The 16,517-nt window shown below is 35.1% G+C and carries 21 protein-coding genes; all 21 read left to right on the top strand.

From position 1 onward, the window contains the following. Nucleotides 1-19: 19 nt before the first annotated feature. Nucleotides 20-577: a hypothetical protein gene (locus PI85_RS03890; protein WP_036127040.1), complete on the top strand. Its 558-nt coding sequence runs from the start codon at nt 20-22 to the stop codon at nt 575-577. 107 nt (nt 578-684) lie between these two features. Further along, nucleotides 685-1,092 (top strand): DUF4280 domain-containing protein, encoded by a 408-nt coding sequence (locus PI85_RS03885; protein WP_008180110.1) that lies wholly within the window; start codon nt 685-687, stop codon nt 1,090-1,092. Nucleotides 1,093-1,125: 33 nt separating this feature from the next. Further along, nucleotides 1,126-2,655, top strand: coding sequence for a contractile injection system protein, VgrG/Pvc8 family (locus PI85_RS03880; RefSeq protein WP_036127038.1), 1,530 nt, complete (start codon nt 1,126-1,128; stop codon nt 2,653-2,655). Next, nucleotides 2,655-4,097, top strand: a complete 1,443-nt coding sequence (locus PI85_RS23790; protein ID WP_082011542.1) for a YwqJ-related putative deaminase — start codon at nt 2,655-2,657, stop codon at nt 4,095-4,097. Before PI85_RS03880 ends, PI85_RS23790 begins: the two co-directional genes overlap by 1 nt. Continuing rightward, the gene (locus PI85_RS03870; RefSeq protein WP_036127036.1) at nt 4,087-4,515 is read left to right on the top strand and encodes a toxin-antitoxin system YwqK family antitoxin; all 429 of its coding nucleotides are present in this window, start codon (nt 4,087-4,089) and stop codon (nt 4,513-4,515) included. Before PI85_RS23790 ends, PI85_RS03870 begins: the two co-directional genes overlap by 11 nt. A 20-nt stretch (nt 4,516-4,535) precedes the next feature. Further along, on the top strand, nt 4,536-5,213 hold the full coding sequence (locus PI85_RS03865; RefSeq protein WP_036127034.1) for an endonuclease V: 678 nt from the start codon (nt 4,536-4,538) through the stop codon (nt 5,211-5,213). Between the two features lie 369 nt (nt 5,214-5,582). Beyond that, a complete protein-coding gene (locus tag PI85_RS24185; protein WP_152607451.1) occupies nt 5,583-5,780 on the top strand; it encodes a hypothetical protein in 198 nt (65 codons plus the stop codon). 730 nt (nt 5,781-6,510) lie between these two features. After that, the gene (cdiI, locus tag PI85_RS03860; RefSeq protein WP_036127033.1) at nt 6,511-6,894 is read left to right on the top strand and encodes a ribonuclease toxin immunity protein CdiI; all 384 of its coding nucleotides are present in this window, start codon (nt 6,511-6,513) and stop codon (nt 6,892-6,894) included. 872 nt (nt 6,895-7,766) lie between these two features. After that, on the top strand, nt 7,767-8,045 hold the full coding sequence (locus PI85_RS24505) for a hypothetical protein (RefSeq protein WP_036127031.1): 279 nt from the start codon (nt 7,767-7,769) through the stop codon (nt 8,043-8,045). A gap of 5 nt (nt 8,046-8,050) precedes the next feature. Further along, complete coding sequence (locus PI85_RS03850; protein ID WP_144422570.1) at nt 8,051-8,410, top strand: hypothetical protein; 360 nt, start codon at nt 8,051-8,053, stop codon at nt 8,408-8,410. Continuing rightward, nucleotides 8,400-8,780 carry a CdiA family toxin C-terminal domain-containing protein gene (locus PI85_RS03845; RefSeq protein WP_042737443.1) on the top strand — a complete coding sequence of 127 codons (381 nt, stop codon included), beginning with the start codon at nt 8,400-8,402 and terminating at the stop codon, nt 8,778-8,780. The genes PI85_RS03850 and PI85_RS03845 overlap by 11 nt, the downstream gene beginning before the upstream one ends. 11 nt (nt 8,781-8,791) lie before the next feature. Then, on the top strand, nt 8,792-9,160 hold the full coding sequence (gene cdiI, locus PI85_RS03840; RefSeq protein ID WP_036127029.1) for a ribonuclease toxin immunity protein CdiI: 369 nt from the start codon (nt 8,792-8,794) through the stop codon (nt 9,158-9,160). Between the two features lie 41 nt (nt 9,161-9,201). Continuing rightward, nucleotides 9,202-10,179, top strand: coding sequence for a hypothetical protein (locus tag PI85_RS03835; RefSeq protein ID WP_036127026.1), 978 nt, complete (start codon nt 9,202-9,204; stop codon nt 10,177-10,179). Nucleotides 10,180-10,203: 24 nt separating this feature from the next. Next, the gene (locus tag PI85_RS03830; RefSeq protein WP_036127025.1) at nt 10,204-10,656 is read left to right on the top strand and encodes a hypothetical protein; all 453 of its coding nucleotides are present in this window, start codon (nt 10,204-10,206) and stop codon (nt 10,654-10,656) included. A 392-nt stretch (nt 10,657-11,048) separates the two neighbouring features. Next, entirely contained in the window at nt 11,049-11,888 is an 840-nt protein-coding gene (locus tag PI85_RS03825) for a hypothetical protein (protein ID WP_036127022.1), read from the top strand. 13 nt (nt 11,889-11,901) lie between these two features. Next, nucleotides 11,902-12,399 (top strand): DUF2247 family protein, encoded by a 498-nt coding sequence (locus PI85_RS03820; RefSeq protein WP_036127019.1) that lies wholly within the window; start codon nt 11,902-11,904, stop codon nt 12,397-12,399. 606 nt (nt 12,400-13,005) lie between these two features. After that, nucleotides 13,006-13,317 (top strand): hypothetical protein, encoded by a 312-nt coding sequence (locus PI85_RS24595; protein WP_200886551.1) that lies wholly within the window; start codon nt 13,006-13,008, stop codon nt 13,315-13,317. Beyond that, nucleotides 13,290-13,880 (top strand): YwqJ-related putative deaminase, encoded by a 591-nt coding sequence (locus tag PI85_RS03810; protein ID WP_042737444.1) that lies wholly within the window; start codon nt 13,290-13,292, stop codon nt 13,878-13,880. Before PI85_RS24595 ends, PI85_RS03810 begins: the two co-directional genes overlap by 28 nt. A 1-nt stretch (nt 13,881) precedes the next feature. After that, complete coding sequence (locus PI85_RS03805; protein WP_052323442.1) at nt 13,882-14,334, top strand: toxin-antitoxin system YwqK family antitoxin; 453 nt, start codon at nt 13,882-13,884, stop codon at nt 14,332-14,334. A gap of 36 nt (nt 14,335-14,370) precedes the next feature. Continuing rightward, entirely contained in the window at nt 14,371-15,036 is a 666-nt protein-coding gene (locus PI85_RS03800; protein WP_144422571.1) for an endonuclease V, read from the top strand. 980 nt (nt 15,037-16,016) lie between these two features. Then, a partial coding sequence (locus tag PI85_RS24590) for a hypothetical protein (protein ID WP_200886550.1) occupies nt 16,017-16,517 on the top strand: 501 nt, incomplete at its 3' end.

The raw sequence follows: 16,517 nt of genomic DNA, 5'->3' as shown, positions 1-16,517 counted from the left end.
ATGAAAAAGGAGAAGAGAAATGAACTATTTTATTCTATCTCAGGATGAACGCATCTCAAATGCTGTCGAGCCTGTTGGTATAGCCCAAGTAATAAAAAAAGAGCTACTAACAATTGAAAGAATGGAAGAATTAGAGGAGCTCGAACGCCAATTTCCTGTATTAGAGAAAGGCGAGATGGTGTATACAGATTTGATTGAAAAGCCAATCATGCTCTTTTCTGATGCTGTTAAACAATTAGTGGAAAAATACGAACCATCAATGCCATTCAAAGCGGTTGTTCTCATGGATATGCCTAAAGTAATGCAAACATTATATTGGCTAGTTATTCCTCCAAAAGTTCCTTGTCTCTCTGCTCAAACTGAATTTCATCTGGATGGAACATTAAAAAAGCTAGTAATAGACGAGCACTTAGCAGCCCTTTATCCCATCTTTCAAATTGAGGGAATTAAAGAAAACTATATAGTAGTTAATATTGAATTAGCAGAGAGCATTCTGCGCAGAGATTTTAGGGGAATACGATTACGGAAAATACAAACTGAAGGAAGATGGAACGACATTTTCGCAGTAGGAAAATAGTTTGAAAAGACAAAAAACTAAAGAGGAAATAATTGTTTTCTATATCCATCGTCAACTATGTTTAGTAAAAGTTACAACAGCTTACGTATAGAAAGGATGGTTTTTTGATGTCAGAAGAATTACAGACAAAGGGCGGCGACCAACGGAGCTATGTGGTAGCTGGTGCCAAATTATCCTGCTCACAAGGTGATCAAACAAGTATATTAAAAATGCCAGTCAGCCATGGTGTTTATACGAAAAATAAGGCACAGATGAATACGATGGATTATAAGCCTCATGACAATATTCAACCATTTGGCTTATGCCAAACATTAGCAAATCCAATAGTTGCGGCAGCCACTGCTGACAATAATGGTGTTTTAAAGCCAATGCCCTGTACACCTGTCATCACAATGCCCTGGATTAATGGCAAGAATGATCAATTAATTGAAAATCATCCAGCGTTAATTAGTCAATCTATTAATATGTGTATGTATTGTGGAACGATAAAAGTAGAAGATGATGGACAAGAATAATCCATTGTCCCTTGAAGAAAGAAGGGAATTCATGTGAACACATACGAGGAAGTAATCGGATACGGTGAGCTTGAACTCGTATCCCCCTATGAAGTCCAGACGTTGCATCATCTCACGTTAGCACAGGCAGTGAATGACCACGCAAGGTTAACTATAAAGGGATTCATTCCTGCTGAAAAGAAAGACAGTTGTATGCGACTTGCTAGTCCGTCAGATCGAATAGAGCTATTTCAAAAAAGTAAAGGGCAACGAATACGCACACTTTTTAAAGGACAGGTTACAGAAATGGCTGTACGTATAGTGAGGGGTGTATATCAAATTGAGCTAGAGGCTGTATCATCGACGTTCACCCTAGACTGTAAACAAAAGTACCGATCCTTTCAGCATAATAAAATGACTTATCAGGCAATGATAAAAAAGGTTTTAAAAGACTATGCAGGTGCAGATGTCATTGATACCGTGTCGAAGGCTACTCCTCTCAAGCAGTTTATATTACAATATAAAGAGACGGATTGGCAATTTTTACAACGTATGGCGTCCCATTTTCGGACAGTGCTAATCCCTGCAGTGGATGCGGATAAGCCGAAATTCTGGTTTGGGCTACCTGAAGGACGAATGGAAAAGCTATCAGTGGCAAATTATGAGATTTTAAAGGATCGCTCTAAGTTTTTACATAGTAAGCACAATGACATCGATCAGCCAATAGAGGAGCGGGATACCGTCGCCTATGTGATCGAGTCTAAAAAGACTTTGAAGCTAGGTGATCGTGTGCAGCTCCAAGGCAAGGAGCTTGTCGTAGCCAAATCCATCGCCCGAATGAAGCAAGGCATTCTTACCTATGAGTATCATTTACTGTTCAAAAAAGGCATACGTCAAGATAGACGAAGTATTCCGTTCCTATCAGGTACTGCGATTGAAGGAAAGGTATTAGAGGTCAAAAAGGATCAGGTACAAGTACATCTCAGCATAGATGAGGCACAAAAAAAGGAAGAAGCTACCTGGTTCCCACTGGCTACGCCATATACAGCAGAAGGACATAGTGGTTTTTACAGTCCGCCAGAGGAGGGCGATCATGTTCATCTTACCTTCCCGACACATCGAGAGGAAGCTGCGATTGTTCGCCACAGTGTACGAAAAGGTGGCGGGGCCAACCCGAAAACGGCTGATTCGAAAACGTCTTACTGGGGTACGCCAAAAGGGAAGGACATGAAGCTAGATCCACAATCCGTGACATTTACAGCCAAGGAGGGAGCTGTTTTTCTGCAGCTTCATCAGGACAGCGGCATCACCGTGCATAGTAAGCCCTCCCTGCTAGTCAAAGCGAATGACACGATCACCTTCGCAGGGAAGCGAGTGTCCATGAGTGCAGCCGAATCCATGCGATTCACCTGCGGCTCCAGTAGTATAGTGTTTGACGGCATTACGGATATCCAGGGACAGGCGGTCACGATGGAAGGGTCCATCAAATCCCCTGTATCAGTCGCCTCACAGGAAGAGGAAGCAGACCTCGATTCCGCCTTAGACATGATGGGGATGATCCCTGTTGGTGGGGGTGATGCCTAATGGGTCTATTAGGATTAGCAGGAAGCTTACTGGGGATGATTCCAAAAGTAGGCTCCCCAAGTGGAGCGAAAAAAGGAAAGAGCGGAGGATCGAAAGGGAAGAGCTCCAAGAAATCCTCCAAAAAGAAAAGCTCCACCAAGAAAAAACAAAAGAAATCGAGTAAAAAGAAGAAAAAGAAAAAACGCAAGAAGAAAAAGAAAAAGTGGGGGAAATTCTTTACCAAGGCCCGGAAGCTCTATAATAAAGTAAGTAAAAGTAAAATAGCGAAGCAATTTAAAAAAGTAGTAAAAAGTGCTGTATTAGCAACTAAAAAAGCTTATAAACAAACTGTAAGTAAAACCAAGGAAGTTTATAAACAAACTGCAGCGAAAACAAAAGAGGTCTACCAGCAAACAAAACAAATCGTAAAAGAAGTTAAACAAACAACGAAGGAAATAGCCATTAAAACGAAATCAACTGCCAAAACGGTTGCGAAGGAAATCAAAAATCCAGTTGTTAAGTCATTCAATAGCTTCAAGGAAATTGGTAAAGATTTCAAAGACGGTTTAGATACTAGAAAAGATAAAGCACTTAACTCCCCATATGATTTTGCAAATTATCTTACACTAGGTGCAGTAGATGGCATTTGGTCGGGTGCAAAAAGTAGAAAAGATAAGATGTTCAATTCACCATCTGATTTTTTAAATTACGCAACATCAGGCTTAACGGACATGGTAAAAGGTTCGGTGAACCCGAAAGACCCACTATCGAAAGAGCATTGGTTAGATAGTTTTGGCGTAGCCACGTCAGTGTTGGGAGTTAAAGGGGTGTCTAGTACAAAACCGAATGGAGTAACAAGTGGTAAGACTAATAGCAGCAGTTCGAGTAGTAATAGTAATAAGGGTACTGGTGAAGTTGAAAAACTTCAAAGAGGAAAATATGCAGATCACTTGGATAAACTATATGATAAGTATGGTAAGCTTACATCTGAACAAATTAATCAACGAATTAATTTACGTGGTGAGACAAGGAATGAATTGGAAAGGCAAAAACAAATATATAATGGTGAACCTAATTTTGGTAAAGGTAAAATGGGACCAGCACTTGCAGGAGTATATGATAAAAAAACTGGGGAATATTATCATGCGATAAATACTATCGATGGTACAGTTCCAGAGCTAGTTCCGTTACTTCGTAATCGACTTGACAATATGCCAAAAGAAGTATTTGATTCTTATAGTCAGCGCAGTAAAGGTGCAGGCTCACACGCTGAAGTTTTAGCTGTAAATGAAGCGCTGAAGATGAATCCAAGTGCTAAAATAGAAGATTTGACTGTAAATGTAATAAGAACAGGAATTAATAAGAATATGCCTGGTGGGGTTATGTTCAAATGTTGTCCACATTGTTCGTATTTATTAGATGGATTTGAAGTAATATCGGAGGTGTCTAAAGTTGGAAGATAAAATATTAAGTAGAGAATACGTTATGAAAAATGGTATGATATTTGGAGAAAATTTTGGATATGGAGGAGATGATTATGATTCCTTTATAGTGGAATATGATAAAGATAATAATGAACATCTTTTTACTGGTATAATCTATGACTGTTATGAAAATGGTAATTTAGCTGGCTATTATATGGTTAAGAGTGGGATTAAAGATGGGGAGATGGTTCATTTTTATCCGAATGGACAAGTTAAAGAAATTAAACATTTGGACAAAAATACTTTAGAAGGTAAACAAAAAGAGTTTTATGAAAATGGCGTTTTAAAATTAGTTGAATATAGAGTTTTAGGTAGATTAGTGAGCTTTAAAAAATATGATGTACAAGGCAATATATTAGAAGAAAAGAAAGAATCAATGGAATCTGACCTAACTTAGGTTAAAAAATTGGGTGAATAATGAAAAACGAAGAACTGTTTAAAAGAGAACAAGAAAAATGGATATCTAAGATTTCATTAAAAAATAATTTTGAGTTAGCAGATATTCATATGGTAGCTGGAATTGATATTGCATATTGGACAGAGGGAAAAGTAGATTATGGGGTTTGTTGTATTGTCGTAATAGATTATATTACAAAACAAATCATAGAAGAAGTAGAATATTGGGGAAAAATAGATGTGCCATATATTTCAGGATATCTGGCTTTTCGGGAACTTCCTTTGATAATGGAAGCAACGAAAAAGCTGCAATGTAAACCGGATCTTTATATGTTTGATGGGAATGGCTATCTTCATTATAGGAATATGGGAATTGCTACCCATGCTTCATTTTATTTAAATAAGCCTACGATAGGTGTTGCAAAAAGTTATTTGAAGATAAAAGATACGGATTTCAAAATGCCTAAAAATGAAATGGGTGATTTTACTTATATAGAGGTTGATGGAGATGTATATGGGGCGGTATTGAGAACAAGAAAGGATGTAAAGCCTATTTTTATTTCTTGCGGCAACTGGATCGATTTGGAGACTTCAATAAAAATAACTCTACATTTTGTAGAAAAAAATAGCCGATTACCAATTACGACACGTTATGCAGATTTAGCTACTCATGCGAGTAGAAGAAAATATACTCAATAGATTAATTTTAGTATCTATTTTACTATTAGTTGAGAAAATAGAGGTAGTATGAATAAAGATAGAAAATATATGAACTTAAAGCACTTGATTGTCTATGACAGGCGACAAGTGCTTTTTTGCACGTTTAAATACGTAAGTTGAAAAGAATACAATTATTTAATTAGTGTACTAAGTATTAAATTTTATATAACTATTAGCATACAAGGGGAAGAGCTAGCAATGGAAATAGAGGTTTAGATAGATAGGTTTGTTTTTGATTATAAGGATGTACACATTCGGTATTTTTATATGTTGATATGTTGGAGTGAAGAAAGATAGAGTGAAAATTCAGATTTATTTTGGAAAATAAAAGTTCGGGCTAAATAGCAGATGGCACGAAAGTCGTTATTTATGCGGTCAGAGGCGACAAGGTCAATGCGGCCCGCTATGATTCTAGTGGTGGGCAATGCAGCGAAGGGTATCAGTGAAGGTGTTCAAAACGCTAATAACGGTCTAGTAGGCCGTGTGACCGAAAAAAGTCAACAAGCAAGTAGAGAACGTAAAAAAACAGGTACAACTCAAAAGTAGCCGAAGTAAAACAGCAACTGCGTCAGCTGCGACCACCAGAAATGGAGTTAGCAGGAGCAGATGTAAACGTCAGAGGTATAGAGGATATAGTAGGAAGAAACACAAAAACTCCAAGTCCGAAACCACCTAATACCCAACCATCACAAAATGGCTCGAATAAAAAGCCCGCTGAGGATAAGGGTAACGGGTAAAGGTGTTACTTTTAAAAAGGGTCATGATACACATTTAATCGAAGTAGAGAGCTTGCAAAACCAAACATTGGAATATAAGGTGGTCACAGACTTGAGAACTTTGAGAAGTTTATTTTAGATAACTTTGGTAATCAAGTTAAGGATATTAATCAAGCTGTTACTAAAACGCCTCATCCTGATATTTCAGGAATTTATGAGGTAAAATATAAGCTTCCTGTTTATGATGGATTGAGTAAAGAAAATGGTGGAAAAGGTAACTTTATTGGACAGTGGAAAGAGTATAAGAATCCTAAGACAGTATATGACCCAAAGATTTTTTCTGATGAACAGATATTAAAGTTGGGTAGGGAAGCAATGGAAGAAGGTATTGGTAATAATAGGATAATTTAAGGTGGAGATAGGTCACCAAGTAATATGGTAGAAGGGTATGTCAATGTAAATGGGAAACAATTGAAATTTATGGGCTTTAAAGACAAAAATACAGGTGAGATTTCGAATTTCTTCCCAGTTCTAGATTAAATGTTAAAGGAGTGTTTGTTATGAGTGAGGAAGTTTTTATTATTGAAGAATTTTCAGAAAAAGTTGAGTTGATGCGTCTATATTACAAAATAATAGGTGATAGGAAGTTTATGGAAGCGATTGAAAATTTCAAAAACAAACAAGGTTTTGGGATTGATCTAGTATGTTGTATTTTTGCAAATGAATATCAGCCAGGAGAAGAGGGGTATTTTGGTGAAACTGGTGTTAACTTCAGTATACAACCTCCTATGGCTGAAGTTGAGGAAAATGCTATTGTAGATGAAAATGTATTTTTTCAATATTTAACAGAGGCTGGGGAAGACTATTTAACAAGACGACCTCAAGATCGAACAAGAGTTGAAGTTTCCATAAAAGAACTAAAAGAAATTTTAAATTTATCATAATTTAAGATGGAGAAGAAATAGATATTTCAAGACACATTTACCAGATTTTAGATTAATCAAAAGTACTAGCATATATGTGAGAAAAAGTATTATTTGGGTTAAATGTTAAATTTGGAGTAGGAATAAAATTATTTTTTGAATATTTAACTATCACCTTGATAGGCTAACTATCTTTCAAGGTTTTTTGTTATGGTTAAAACAAACGACTTTAGGAAGACAACCCATATTTACTGTGAGAATTTGTGGTTTACAGTGTAGGTGTTAAATAAAGCTCCCACATTTACAAAATCAATATGTCATGAAGGCAGTACCATCAAGAGTGTTACCCGATGATAAAAAGCGTGAGAAGTAAGCGAGATGACAATTTATTTACAAGAACCACTTATGGATGGCATAAGCAACAAACACACAAGATTAAACAAGCTAAAGGGTTTAAACGTTACACTTGCCATGTGGTAAAAAAGATGTCATACTGTCAATACTAAACTAACTTATAAAACTTGCAAATATTAATAAACTTAGAAAATTTATACACTTAAAGCACTTGATTGTCTATAACAGGCGACAAGTGCTTTTTACATATTTAAATAGGTAAATTGAAAAAATTACGATTATTTAATTAGTGTACTAAGGGTTAAATTCTTTATAAGTGGGAAGAACAGGCTATGGAAATAGAGGTTTCGATAGAGTGAAAATGAAGATTTATATTGGAACATATAGCTATGAACTACACATGCGGAAAAGTGACGATGTATATATTCATCTATATTATAAAACTTTAGAGAAACAGAAGGTCACTTACATACCTTTAGGATTGAGACAAGGCCAGAGCATTAGGCAAAGCCGTAGTAAGTACTGTAACACCTAAAAATATGTTAGATACGCTCCAAGTAGGATTAAATCTTGTAGGGTTAATACCAGGTGTCGGTGAAATAGCCGACGGCGTGAATGGCATTATTTATCTGGCCAGAGGTGACAAGGTCAATGCGGCCCTTTCCTTTGGCGCGATGATTCCGTTTGCGGGCTGGGCGGCAACAGGCGGAAAATTAGTAAATAAAGGTGCCGGGGTAGTTAAGAGTGTCACTGAAGGTGTTCAAAAAGCGCTGAAAGGTCCAGTAGGAAGTGTAGTAGACAAGTCAAAAAGCAAGTAGTGAACGTGAAAACCCAGATACAATCCAAAGTAGCCGAAGTCAAACAGCAACTGCGTCAGATGGTGCGACCACCACAGCGGTATGAGTTAGCAGGAGCAGGTGGAGACGTTAGATACACAGAGGATACAGGAACAGTTGGAAGAAACATAACAACTCCAAGTCCGAAACCGTCTAATACCCAACCATCACAAAATGGCTCGAATAAAAAGCCTGTTGAGGATAAGGGTACGGGTGAAATTGGTACAAGTATACCTAGTAGACTAAAATCAACACCAGAATTGGAAAATCATATAAAATATAGAGAGCTAATAGATTCTAATGGAAAACCACACCCAAATAAAAAAGGAATCGTGGGTGCCACATAACAGCAACGAGTTTTTTAAAAATGATGTTAAAGTTATAAGTGAGAATAAAGTTTATGATGTAAATGGAAGTGAAGTATTAGGGGTTAAGCAGATTCAGTATAGCGTTGCTGAATTGGATGCTAAAACAAGACAACCCACTGGTAACTATAATCAAAAGACTAATAAAAAAACCATATATGATCCAAACGTAATTTCAGATAAAGAATTTATTGAGAGAGGGATAGAAGCTGCTAACAATGCTTTAGCAAAAGAATCAACAGAGGTCTTACCGCGCGTTTGGACTGGAGTTGATTCAAAAGGAGTAACATGGGTGGGGTATTTTGAAAATGGTAAAATTACATCGTTATTCCCAACAACACCTACACCATAGGAGGAAGATGAATGGATAAACTACTAGATTCCAATGATTTGATTAGTATAGAACACTCACTAGTGGAAGATTTAATTAATGCTTGTTATGTTGTCGGGTCATTTAAAGACGCTACAAGATGTTTGAGTAATAGGATTGGTTTTGGAATAGATTTTGGTGGATTTACTTTTTGGAGTGACTTAGATGAATATGATAAGACTCTTTATGAAGAAAAATTTAATGGTATTGAAATTGAACTTGGGAATGAGTCAATAATTCTAAGCTATAAACTCCTTTATCATTACTTTAAAATAGCAGGAGAAAAGTATATTGAGAAGAATCCACAGTATGATCAAGAAATTGAAATGTACTTAGATAATATGAGGAAAAATATAGATTAGTAATGAATAATAAAGCTTTCATATAAAACGAGGTGAATATATTGATAAACCCTAAAAAATTAGAATTATCATACAATAGATATTGTGAAAATTTTGTCAAGGGAATAAAATTTGAGGAAGTAGAAGAAGAGTATATGGATAGTTTAAAGGAAAGTACCCATATTATAGAGCTCAATGAAGTTGAAAAGGATCATATTCTATTAATAAATTTAGAAACAATAAAATCATATTATTTGGCAAAATGGAAACAGAATGTATTAGTAAATCATCAAGAAAATTCTCACGAACTAAAAAAAATAATGATGATTATTTTTCATCAATGTATGGGGCAAGACCTTTATAAAAGTAAATATCCTAAAATGTCTTTGGAATATTCCTTTCAAGACGTTATTATGACCTTAATTCATTTTACAATGTTTGTTTGGGAGAAAGAGGAGGATATATTATTTAAATTTATTGAAGAGCATTTAGAAAGTCGTTGGATAAATGCGAATAATTTTAATAAACATACATGGTTCCTTTTAGAGTTATACCTCCAATTTAAAGAAAAAAATTTTTTGGGGACAAATCAAAACTTAAATGTTGTAGTGAGAGAGCAGCTGAAAGAAACTAATTTAGAATATGGCTTAATACCCGAGGAGTTAGAAATTTATAGTGAGGTATTAAAACAATGGTCAACAACTAAATTAGAAGAAATAGAGCCTTTAATTAACAAAATGTCTATATTCCATATGGCACTTGCTTCAGAGCTAGGGGAATCTATCGAATTTGGAGATTTTGGTTATGGATTTTACCCATACGAAATTTTGTTTTTACTTTTTGTGAGGAAGAAAAATGGATTACCTATCCCTGAAGAATTCAATGATTTCTTAATGAATACGCCAGAAGCTAAAATACAAATAATGGATCCTGAACCTTACTCTGACTGGGATCCTTTATTGAAAATTATCGATAGCTTTTATCGAAAAAATTATCCAGACTATATTCCTAATCAACATGGAGAACTTTTTCAAAATTAAAAGCATTTTAGGGGGAAATCGTAATTGGGATTTAAAGATATAGTGTCTATAATCTTTGATGAGAGTGAATTGAGGGGACTAAATGATTTAGACAAAAAGGAAGATATTTATCAATGGATATTAGAACATGGGATGTCCACTAAAAGGTTTCTCTATCTTGATTTTAGAGGGGAAGAAGGCTATGAAATAGTGAACTTTATCTTAGATTATGAAAGTAAATATGATATCGAGTTAGCTTCACAAAAAGAACTTGGGCAACTTGGCGAATATGAGTATGAGTTTTTACAAGAAAAAATAAGAGAAGTGAACAAAATTATTTCTTCTAAAGGGTATGGATTATTTTCATTTCCAACTACAGGTGATTATTATGCATTGTTCATTTCGATTCTAGCAAACAAAAAAGAACTCCTTCAAGATGAATTACTGGTGAATGAAAATGTACCTTTACGAGAAAGATATATACAGTTGTATGAATAGTTTTGTTTATAGTCTTAACGATTTAGTATATCCAGAAAGAATATTGTTTGTGGAAATAAGAAGATAGCTTAAAGGTGGAATTGTTGCTTGGACGCCAAAACGACCAAATGTTCTAGTAGGTATCGATGCTAGAAAGTGGATTTTTCTGTTCACAACAATTATGTATAGGGTTAGAAGTGATGAGCAATTGAAGTAAGAGCAAAATAAACTTTTCGATATATTAATTATAACCTTGATTGGCTAACCACCTTTCAAGGTTTTTTCATGGTTAAATAAAAAGACAACCCATATTTACTGTGAGAATATCTGCTTTACAGTACAGGTGTTAAATAAAGCTCACATTTACAAAATCAACATGTTATAAAGGCAGTCCTATAAAAGAGTGTTACCCTATGCTAAAAAGCTTGAGACCAACGAATAGTTCAATTACAAAGGTAAAAACTTCGTCAGGGGATAAAAACAGGATAACAAGTGAAGCCGAACTAAAAGCCCTATTAGATGAGCACAGAAAAACGAGAGTTATCGGCAGTGATGGTGAGCCGATCACAACGCTTATGGATAAGCGAAAGGTATTAAGTGCTGAATCAACTGCCACTCCAGACGGTTTATATCCATATTTAATGGCAGGCTCTAAAATGACCTACTCCATGTTTATTGAGGATTATCTCAAATTATCTGATGCAAAGGCTCCAATAGGCGAACAATTTGAAGCAGCACTCTCATTAATTAACCCTGTTGGGAAGGCGAAAAAAGGAAAGGATGCATTAGAAGCCTTAAGAGATTGGGAAAAAGGAATAGAAGAAACCTACGATCTTGCCAATAATAGCAAAAAGGCAAAGGATGCAAAGACAACCCAAAAAGAAATCGATCAACTAGGCGAGTATGTGAAGAAGCATGATAAGGGTACGGGTAATGTTGGTAAGGGAGCCAGTGGAGCTGAGAACGTTGCAAAATTTGAAAAGTTACGTGCTGAGTATGCAGCAAAAGAAAGTATTAATGCGGAACGTATTGGATCTGGACTTAAGGAAGATAATATACATCGCGCAGCTAGCTTCTTCCTAAGTGAAGAGCAATTAGCTTCTGGCAAGGTTTTTAATATTAAAGGTGGAGACGGAATCAATAGAACATTACTACAAACTAAAGGTGAGCTAGATGGGAATTCAGGAATATATGAATATATTTTGACCCCTGAAGGAAAAGTTACACACCAAAGGTTTATTAATAGTGCCTAAAGGAGGATATTAATTGAATACCTATAACATTAAACTTAAATATAAATTTGTTTCCGATTTTGTAAAAGTAACTTGGGATTTTGTACTATACGGTATTGAAAAAAGTTTTTTTAATAATGATTTTGCTATAGAATATGCAATTTCAGAGGTTGGAAAAAGTAATGATTCTAGACCGCAAGTTTTTGAAATAGCATCACTTTTTACAGGAGAATCTATTAATCCTTATATCGAGGAATTAGTTGATAGGGTGGATATTAATGAAGATGAATTAAAAGAGAAATTGTTGTATGTACTTTTGGAATGGATTTTTGATAATAAAGAACAATTTCCTAATTCGTTAGAAATGGTAGAAAGAATTTATGCTGATTTTGACTATCCTGTGGTGATATCGAAAATCATTGGTTATATGCCACCTCCACTTAATGAAAATGAGTCTAATTTTGGAGAAGAATATCTATTAACAAAATGGAAAGAGTATTTGGATGAACAACAACTGAGATTCGGCAGTTAAAGTATAATATGTAATTGCTATTTTGATAGATTCTGAGGGTAAAGGAAAAAGAATTTAAAAGAACAAGATAATTGGATAACACAAACGTTGGGCATGTTAAGGTAGTAAGTGGTTGAGGAATAGTTAGGTATTTGCTATTTTGTGAGTTCCTCGGGCACTGACAGAGCAACATGCCCAATAAAAGAAGTCAATAGCGACGTCAGGAGAACGAAGTGGCTATTGACTTCTTTTATTGTGTTATAAGGATAGAATTACTTATCTTTTTCTTCGTTTTTTATCTTTTCTCTACCAATTTTCTTAATGTATTAGAAGAGGCACTTTTTATCGATTTATCTAATCGTTTGTAATATAAGAAATCTGCAAATTTCCCAGTAATATTCGTTTGTCCATGCACATATTCCAATAATCCGATAGCCCTATTAGATGAGCACAGAAAAACGAGAGTTATCGGCAGTGATGGTGAACCAATCACAAAAATTGCAGATAAACGCAAGGTCTTAAGTGCAGAATCAACTGTCACTCCAGATGGCCTGAAATCGACTGTCAAAACGGTTGCGAAGGAAATCAAAAATCCAGTTGTTAAGTCATTCAATAGCTTCAAGGAAATTGGTGAAGATTTCAAAAAATGGTTTAGATACTAGAAAAGATAAAGCACTTAACTCCCCATATGATTTTGCAAATTATCTTACATTAGGTGCAGTAGATGGCATTTGGTCGGGTGCAAAAAGTAGAAAAGATAAGATGTTCAATTCACCATCTGATTTTTTAAATTATGCAACATCAGGCTTGACGGACATGGTAAAAGGTTCGGTGAACCCGAAAGACCCACTATCGAAAGAGCATTGGTTAGATACTTTTGGCGTAGCCACCTCAGTGTTGGGAGTTAAAGGGTGTCTAGTACAAAACCGACTGGAGTAACAAGTGGTAAGACTAATAGCAGCAGTTCGAGTAGTAATACTAGTAAGGGTGCGGATAATTTAAGTAGAATAGAGTACTTGCACAATAAATATGGCCGATTTACTCCACAAGAATTAAATCAGAGAATTAATTTACGTGGAGCTGTGGAGAAAGAAGTTGAAAGACTAAATACATTAGGGTTAACTAAAAATGAAATGGGTCCAGCGGTCGCAGGGACATTTGATAAAACAACCGAAAAATATTACTTTGGAATTAACAACACTCACAGTGATATTCCAGTTACATTGCACCCAACTATTGGAGATAGGATATATAATATGCCTAGTAGTGTTAAAGATGGTTATAAATTTACATATGGAGCAGGATCCCATGCAGAGGTATACTCTTTGAATGAGGCATTACTTGCAAATCCAAACGCAAAGCCAACGGATTTTATTACTCATGTCGTAAGGTCGGGTAAAAAATTAAAACCAGCTGGTATGATGATGCCAACCTGTCCACATTGTAATTTTATTACTGAAGGATTTGAATTTAGTTTAGAGGTGAAAAAAGTTGGAAAATAAGATGGATGTACTAAGTAAAGAATTTGTATTAGAACATGGTATAGATTTTGATGAGGGATTATGGTTTACCTCATACAGTGATGAAGTGCTAGATAACCCAGAAGAGGAAGGGGGGAAACCTTTTACAGGTTTAGCTTATGAATTACACGATAATGGTAATATAGCATATTACTGTTATTATAAAAATGGTTTTAAAGAAGGTTATTATATTAATTTTCACTATAATGGAAAAGTGAAATCCACAGATTATATGATAAAAGGGCAAACAAGAGGCATAAGAAAAATTTGGTATGAAAGTGAAGAACTCAAATATGAAGGAGAGTTTAAGTTTGGTGTGTGTTTAAAGTATACTGAATGGGATAAGCAAGGAAATATAATTGAACAAAAAAATACACCGACAAAAGATGAATTAGAACTAATTACTCGACTCACTAAATGTGATGATAATGAATAATTTTAGTGGAAATAAACTAATACAGGAGCTTACGAAATTCAAAGTGAATTATTTTCTAGAATTAAATTAGAAAATAATTTTCATATAAAAAATATACAAATTATTGCAGGAGTAGATTTATCTTACTGGGATATAAATGAAAGGAAGTACGGTGCATGCTGTATTGTAATCATTGATTGTAGTACAAAGGGAATTGTCGAAAAAGTGTACAGTTATGGGGAAATACTAATTCCTTATATTCCGGGTTTCCTTGCATTTCGAGAATTGCCTTTAGTAATAGAGGCAGTTAAAAAACTAACGAAGCAACCAGATATATATATGTTTGATGGCAATGGTTATTTACATTATCGTCACATGGGTATTGCTACTCATGCCTCATTCTTTTTAAATAAACCAACTATTGGGGTGGCAAAAAGTTATCTTAAAATCCAGGATGTAGATTTTATTATGCCAGAGAATCAAAGAGGCTCTTACAGCGATATTATAATAAATAATGAAGTCTATGGTCGAACATTGAGAACAACAAAAAATGTTAAACCTATTTTTGTTTCTTGTGGGAACTGGATTGACTTGGATACAAGTACTGAAGTTGTTATGAACTGTATTAATAATGAGAGTCGTTTACCTATTCCTGTTAGATTAGCAGATTTAGAAACACATAAAATAAGAAAGCAATTAAAGGAGAGAGAAATTGAGGAATAGGCTATGGAAAGACCATAAGTTGTATTCAATATTATGCGATAACTATAACGATAGTGTAATTGTATCGAGATATAATTTAGTGTTGACAAAACCCTTGACTGTTTATAGCTATCGATTTTAGTTTTACACAAAAAAATGGCTTCATGTCTTCGAGATAACCTTGATAGGCTTCCTGCCTCTCAGGGTTTTTTTCTTAACTCAAAGAAGTTTGTGCTAAAAAAGTAAGCTGATATTTGATTCAAAAACTCATGAAGGCTGGACCATCAAGGAGTACTATGTAAACAGTGGTCTGTGAAGAAAAGTTTGAAAAATAGGCGAGATGACATATTACTTACAAGGACCACTTTATGGATGTCGTAAGCAACAAACACATGAGAATAAACAAACTAAAGGATTTAAACGTTACACTTGCCAAGTAGTATAAAGATGTCATACTGTCAATATAAAATTAGCTTATAAAACTTGCACATATTAATAAACTTAGAAAATCTATAATCTTAAAGCACTTGATTGCCTATAACAGGCGACAAGTGCATTTTTGTATTTACACTTACAAAGATTACGATTATTTAATTAGTGTACTAAGTGTTAAATTTTATACAAGTACTTGCATACAAGGAGAAGAACAGGCGATGGAAATAGAGGTTTGGATAGATAAGTTTGTTGTTGATTATAAGGATGTACCACATTCGACATTTTTACGTGTTTATATGGTTGTAGCAGAAATATAAAGTGAAAATGAAGATTTATAGTGGAACATTTAGCTATAAATTACACATGCGGAAAAGTGACGATGTATACATTCATATATATTTTAAGAGAAACGGAAGGACACTTACATACCCTAAAGATTGAAATAAGACCAGAACATTACTGACATTTTAAAGAGATGTGTCAGTCGCTTCACAGGAAGAGGAAGCAGACCTCGATTCCGCCCTAGACATGATGGGGATGATCCCTGTTGGTGGGGGTGATGCCTAATGGGTCTATTAGGATTAGCAGGAAGCTTACTGGGAATGATTCCGAAAGTAGGCTCCCCAAGTGGAGCGAAAAAAGGCAAGAGCGGAGGATCGAAAGGGAAGAGCTCAAAAAAATCCTCCAAAAAGAAAAGCTCCACAAAGAAAAAACAAAAGAAATCGAGTAAAAAGAAGAAAAAGAAGAAAAAAAAGAAGAAGAAAAAGTGGGGAAAATTCTTTACCAAGGCCCGCAAACTGAAAAATAGTTTATCCAAGAGTAAATTGGTGAAACGGGCGAAGAAGGCCATTAAAAAAGCGGTCCTGACCACGAAAAAGGTTGTGAAAAAAGCAAAGGCGGCTGTGACAAAAGCCAAGCAACAGGTAAAGGCAGCTGTCAAACAAACGAAGCAGGTAGTGAAGGAAAAGGTACTACCAGTCGTGAAAAAAGCTGCACAAGCAACGACCAAAGCAGTGAAAAATGCTGTAAAACCTAAAAATATGTTGAATACGCTCCAAGTAGGATTA

Origin of the sequence: Lysinibacillus sp. A1 (assembly GCF_000801965.1) — a bacterium.
Taxonomy (GTDB): Bacteria; Bacillota; Bacilli; order Bacillales_A; family Planococcaceae; genus Lysinibacillus; species Lysinibacillus fusiformis.
The sequence above is the reverse complement of the archived record's forward strand: the minus strand, read 5'-3'. Positions and strand labels throughout refer to the sequence as shown.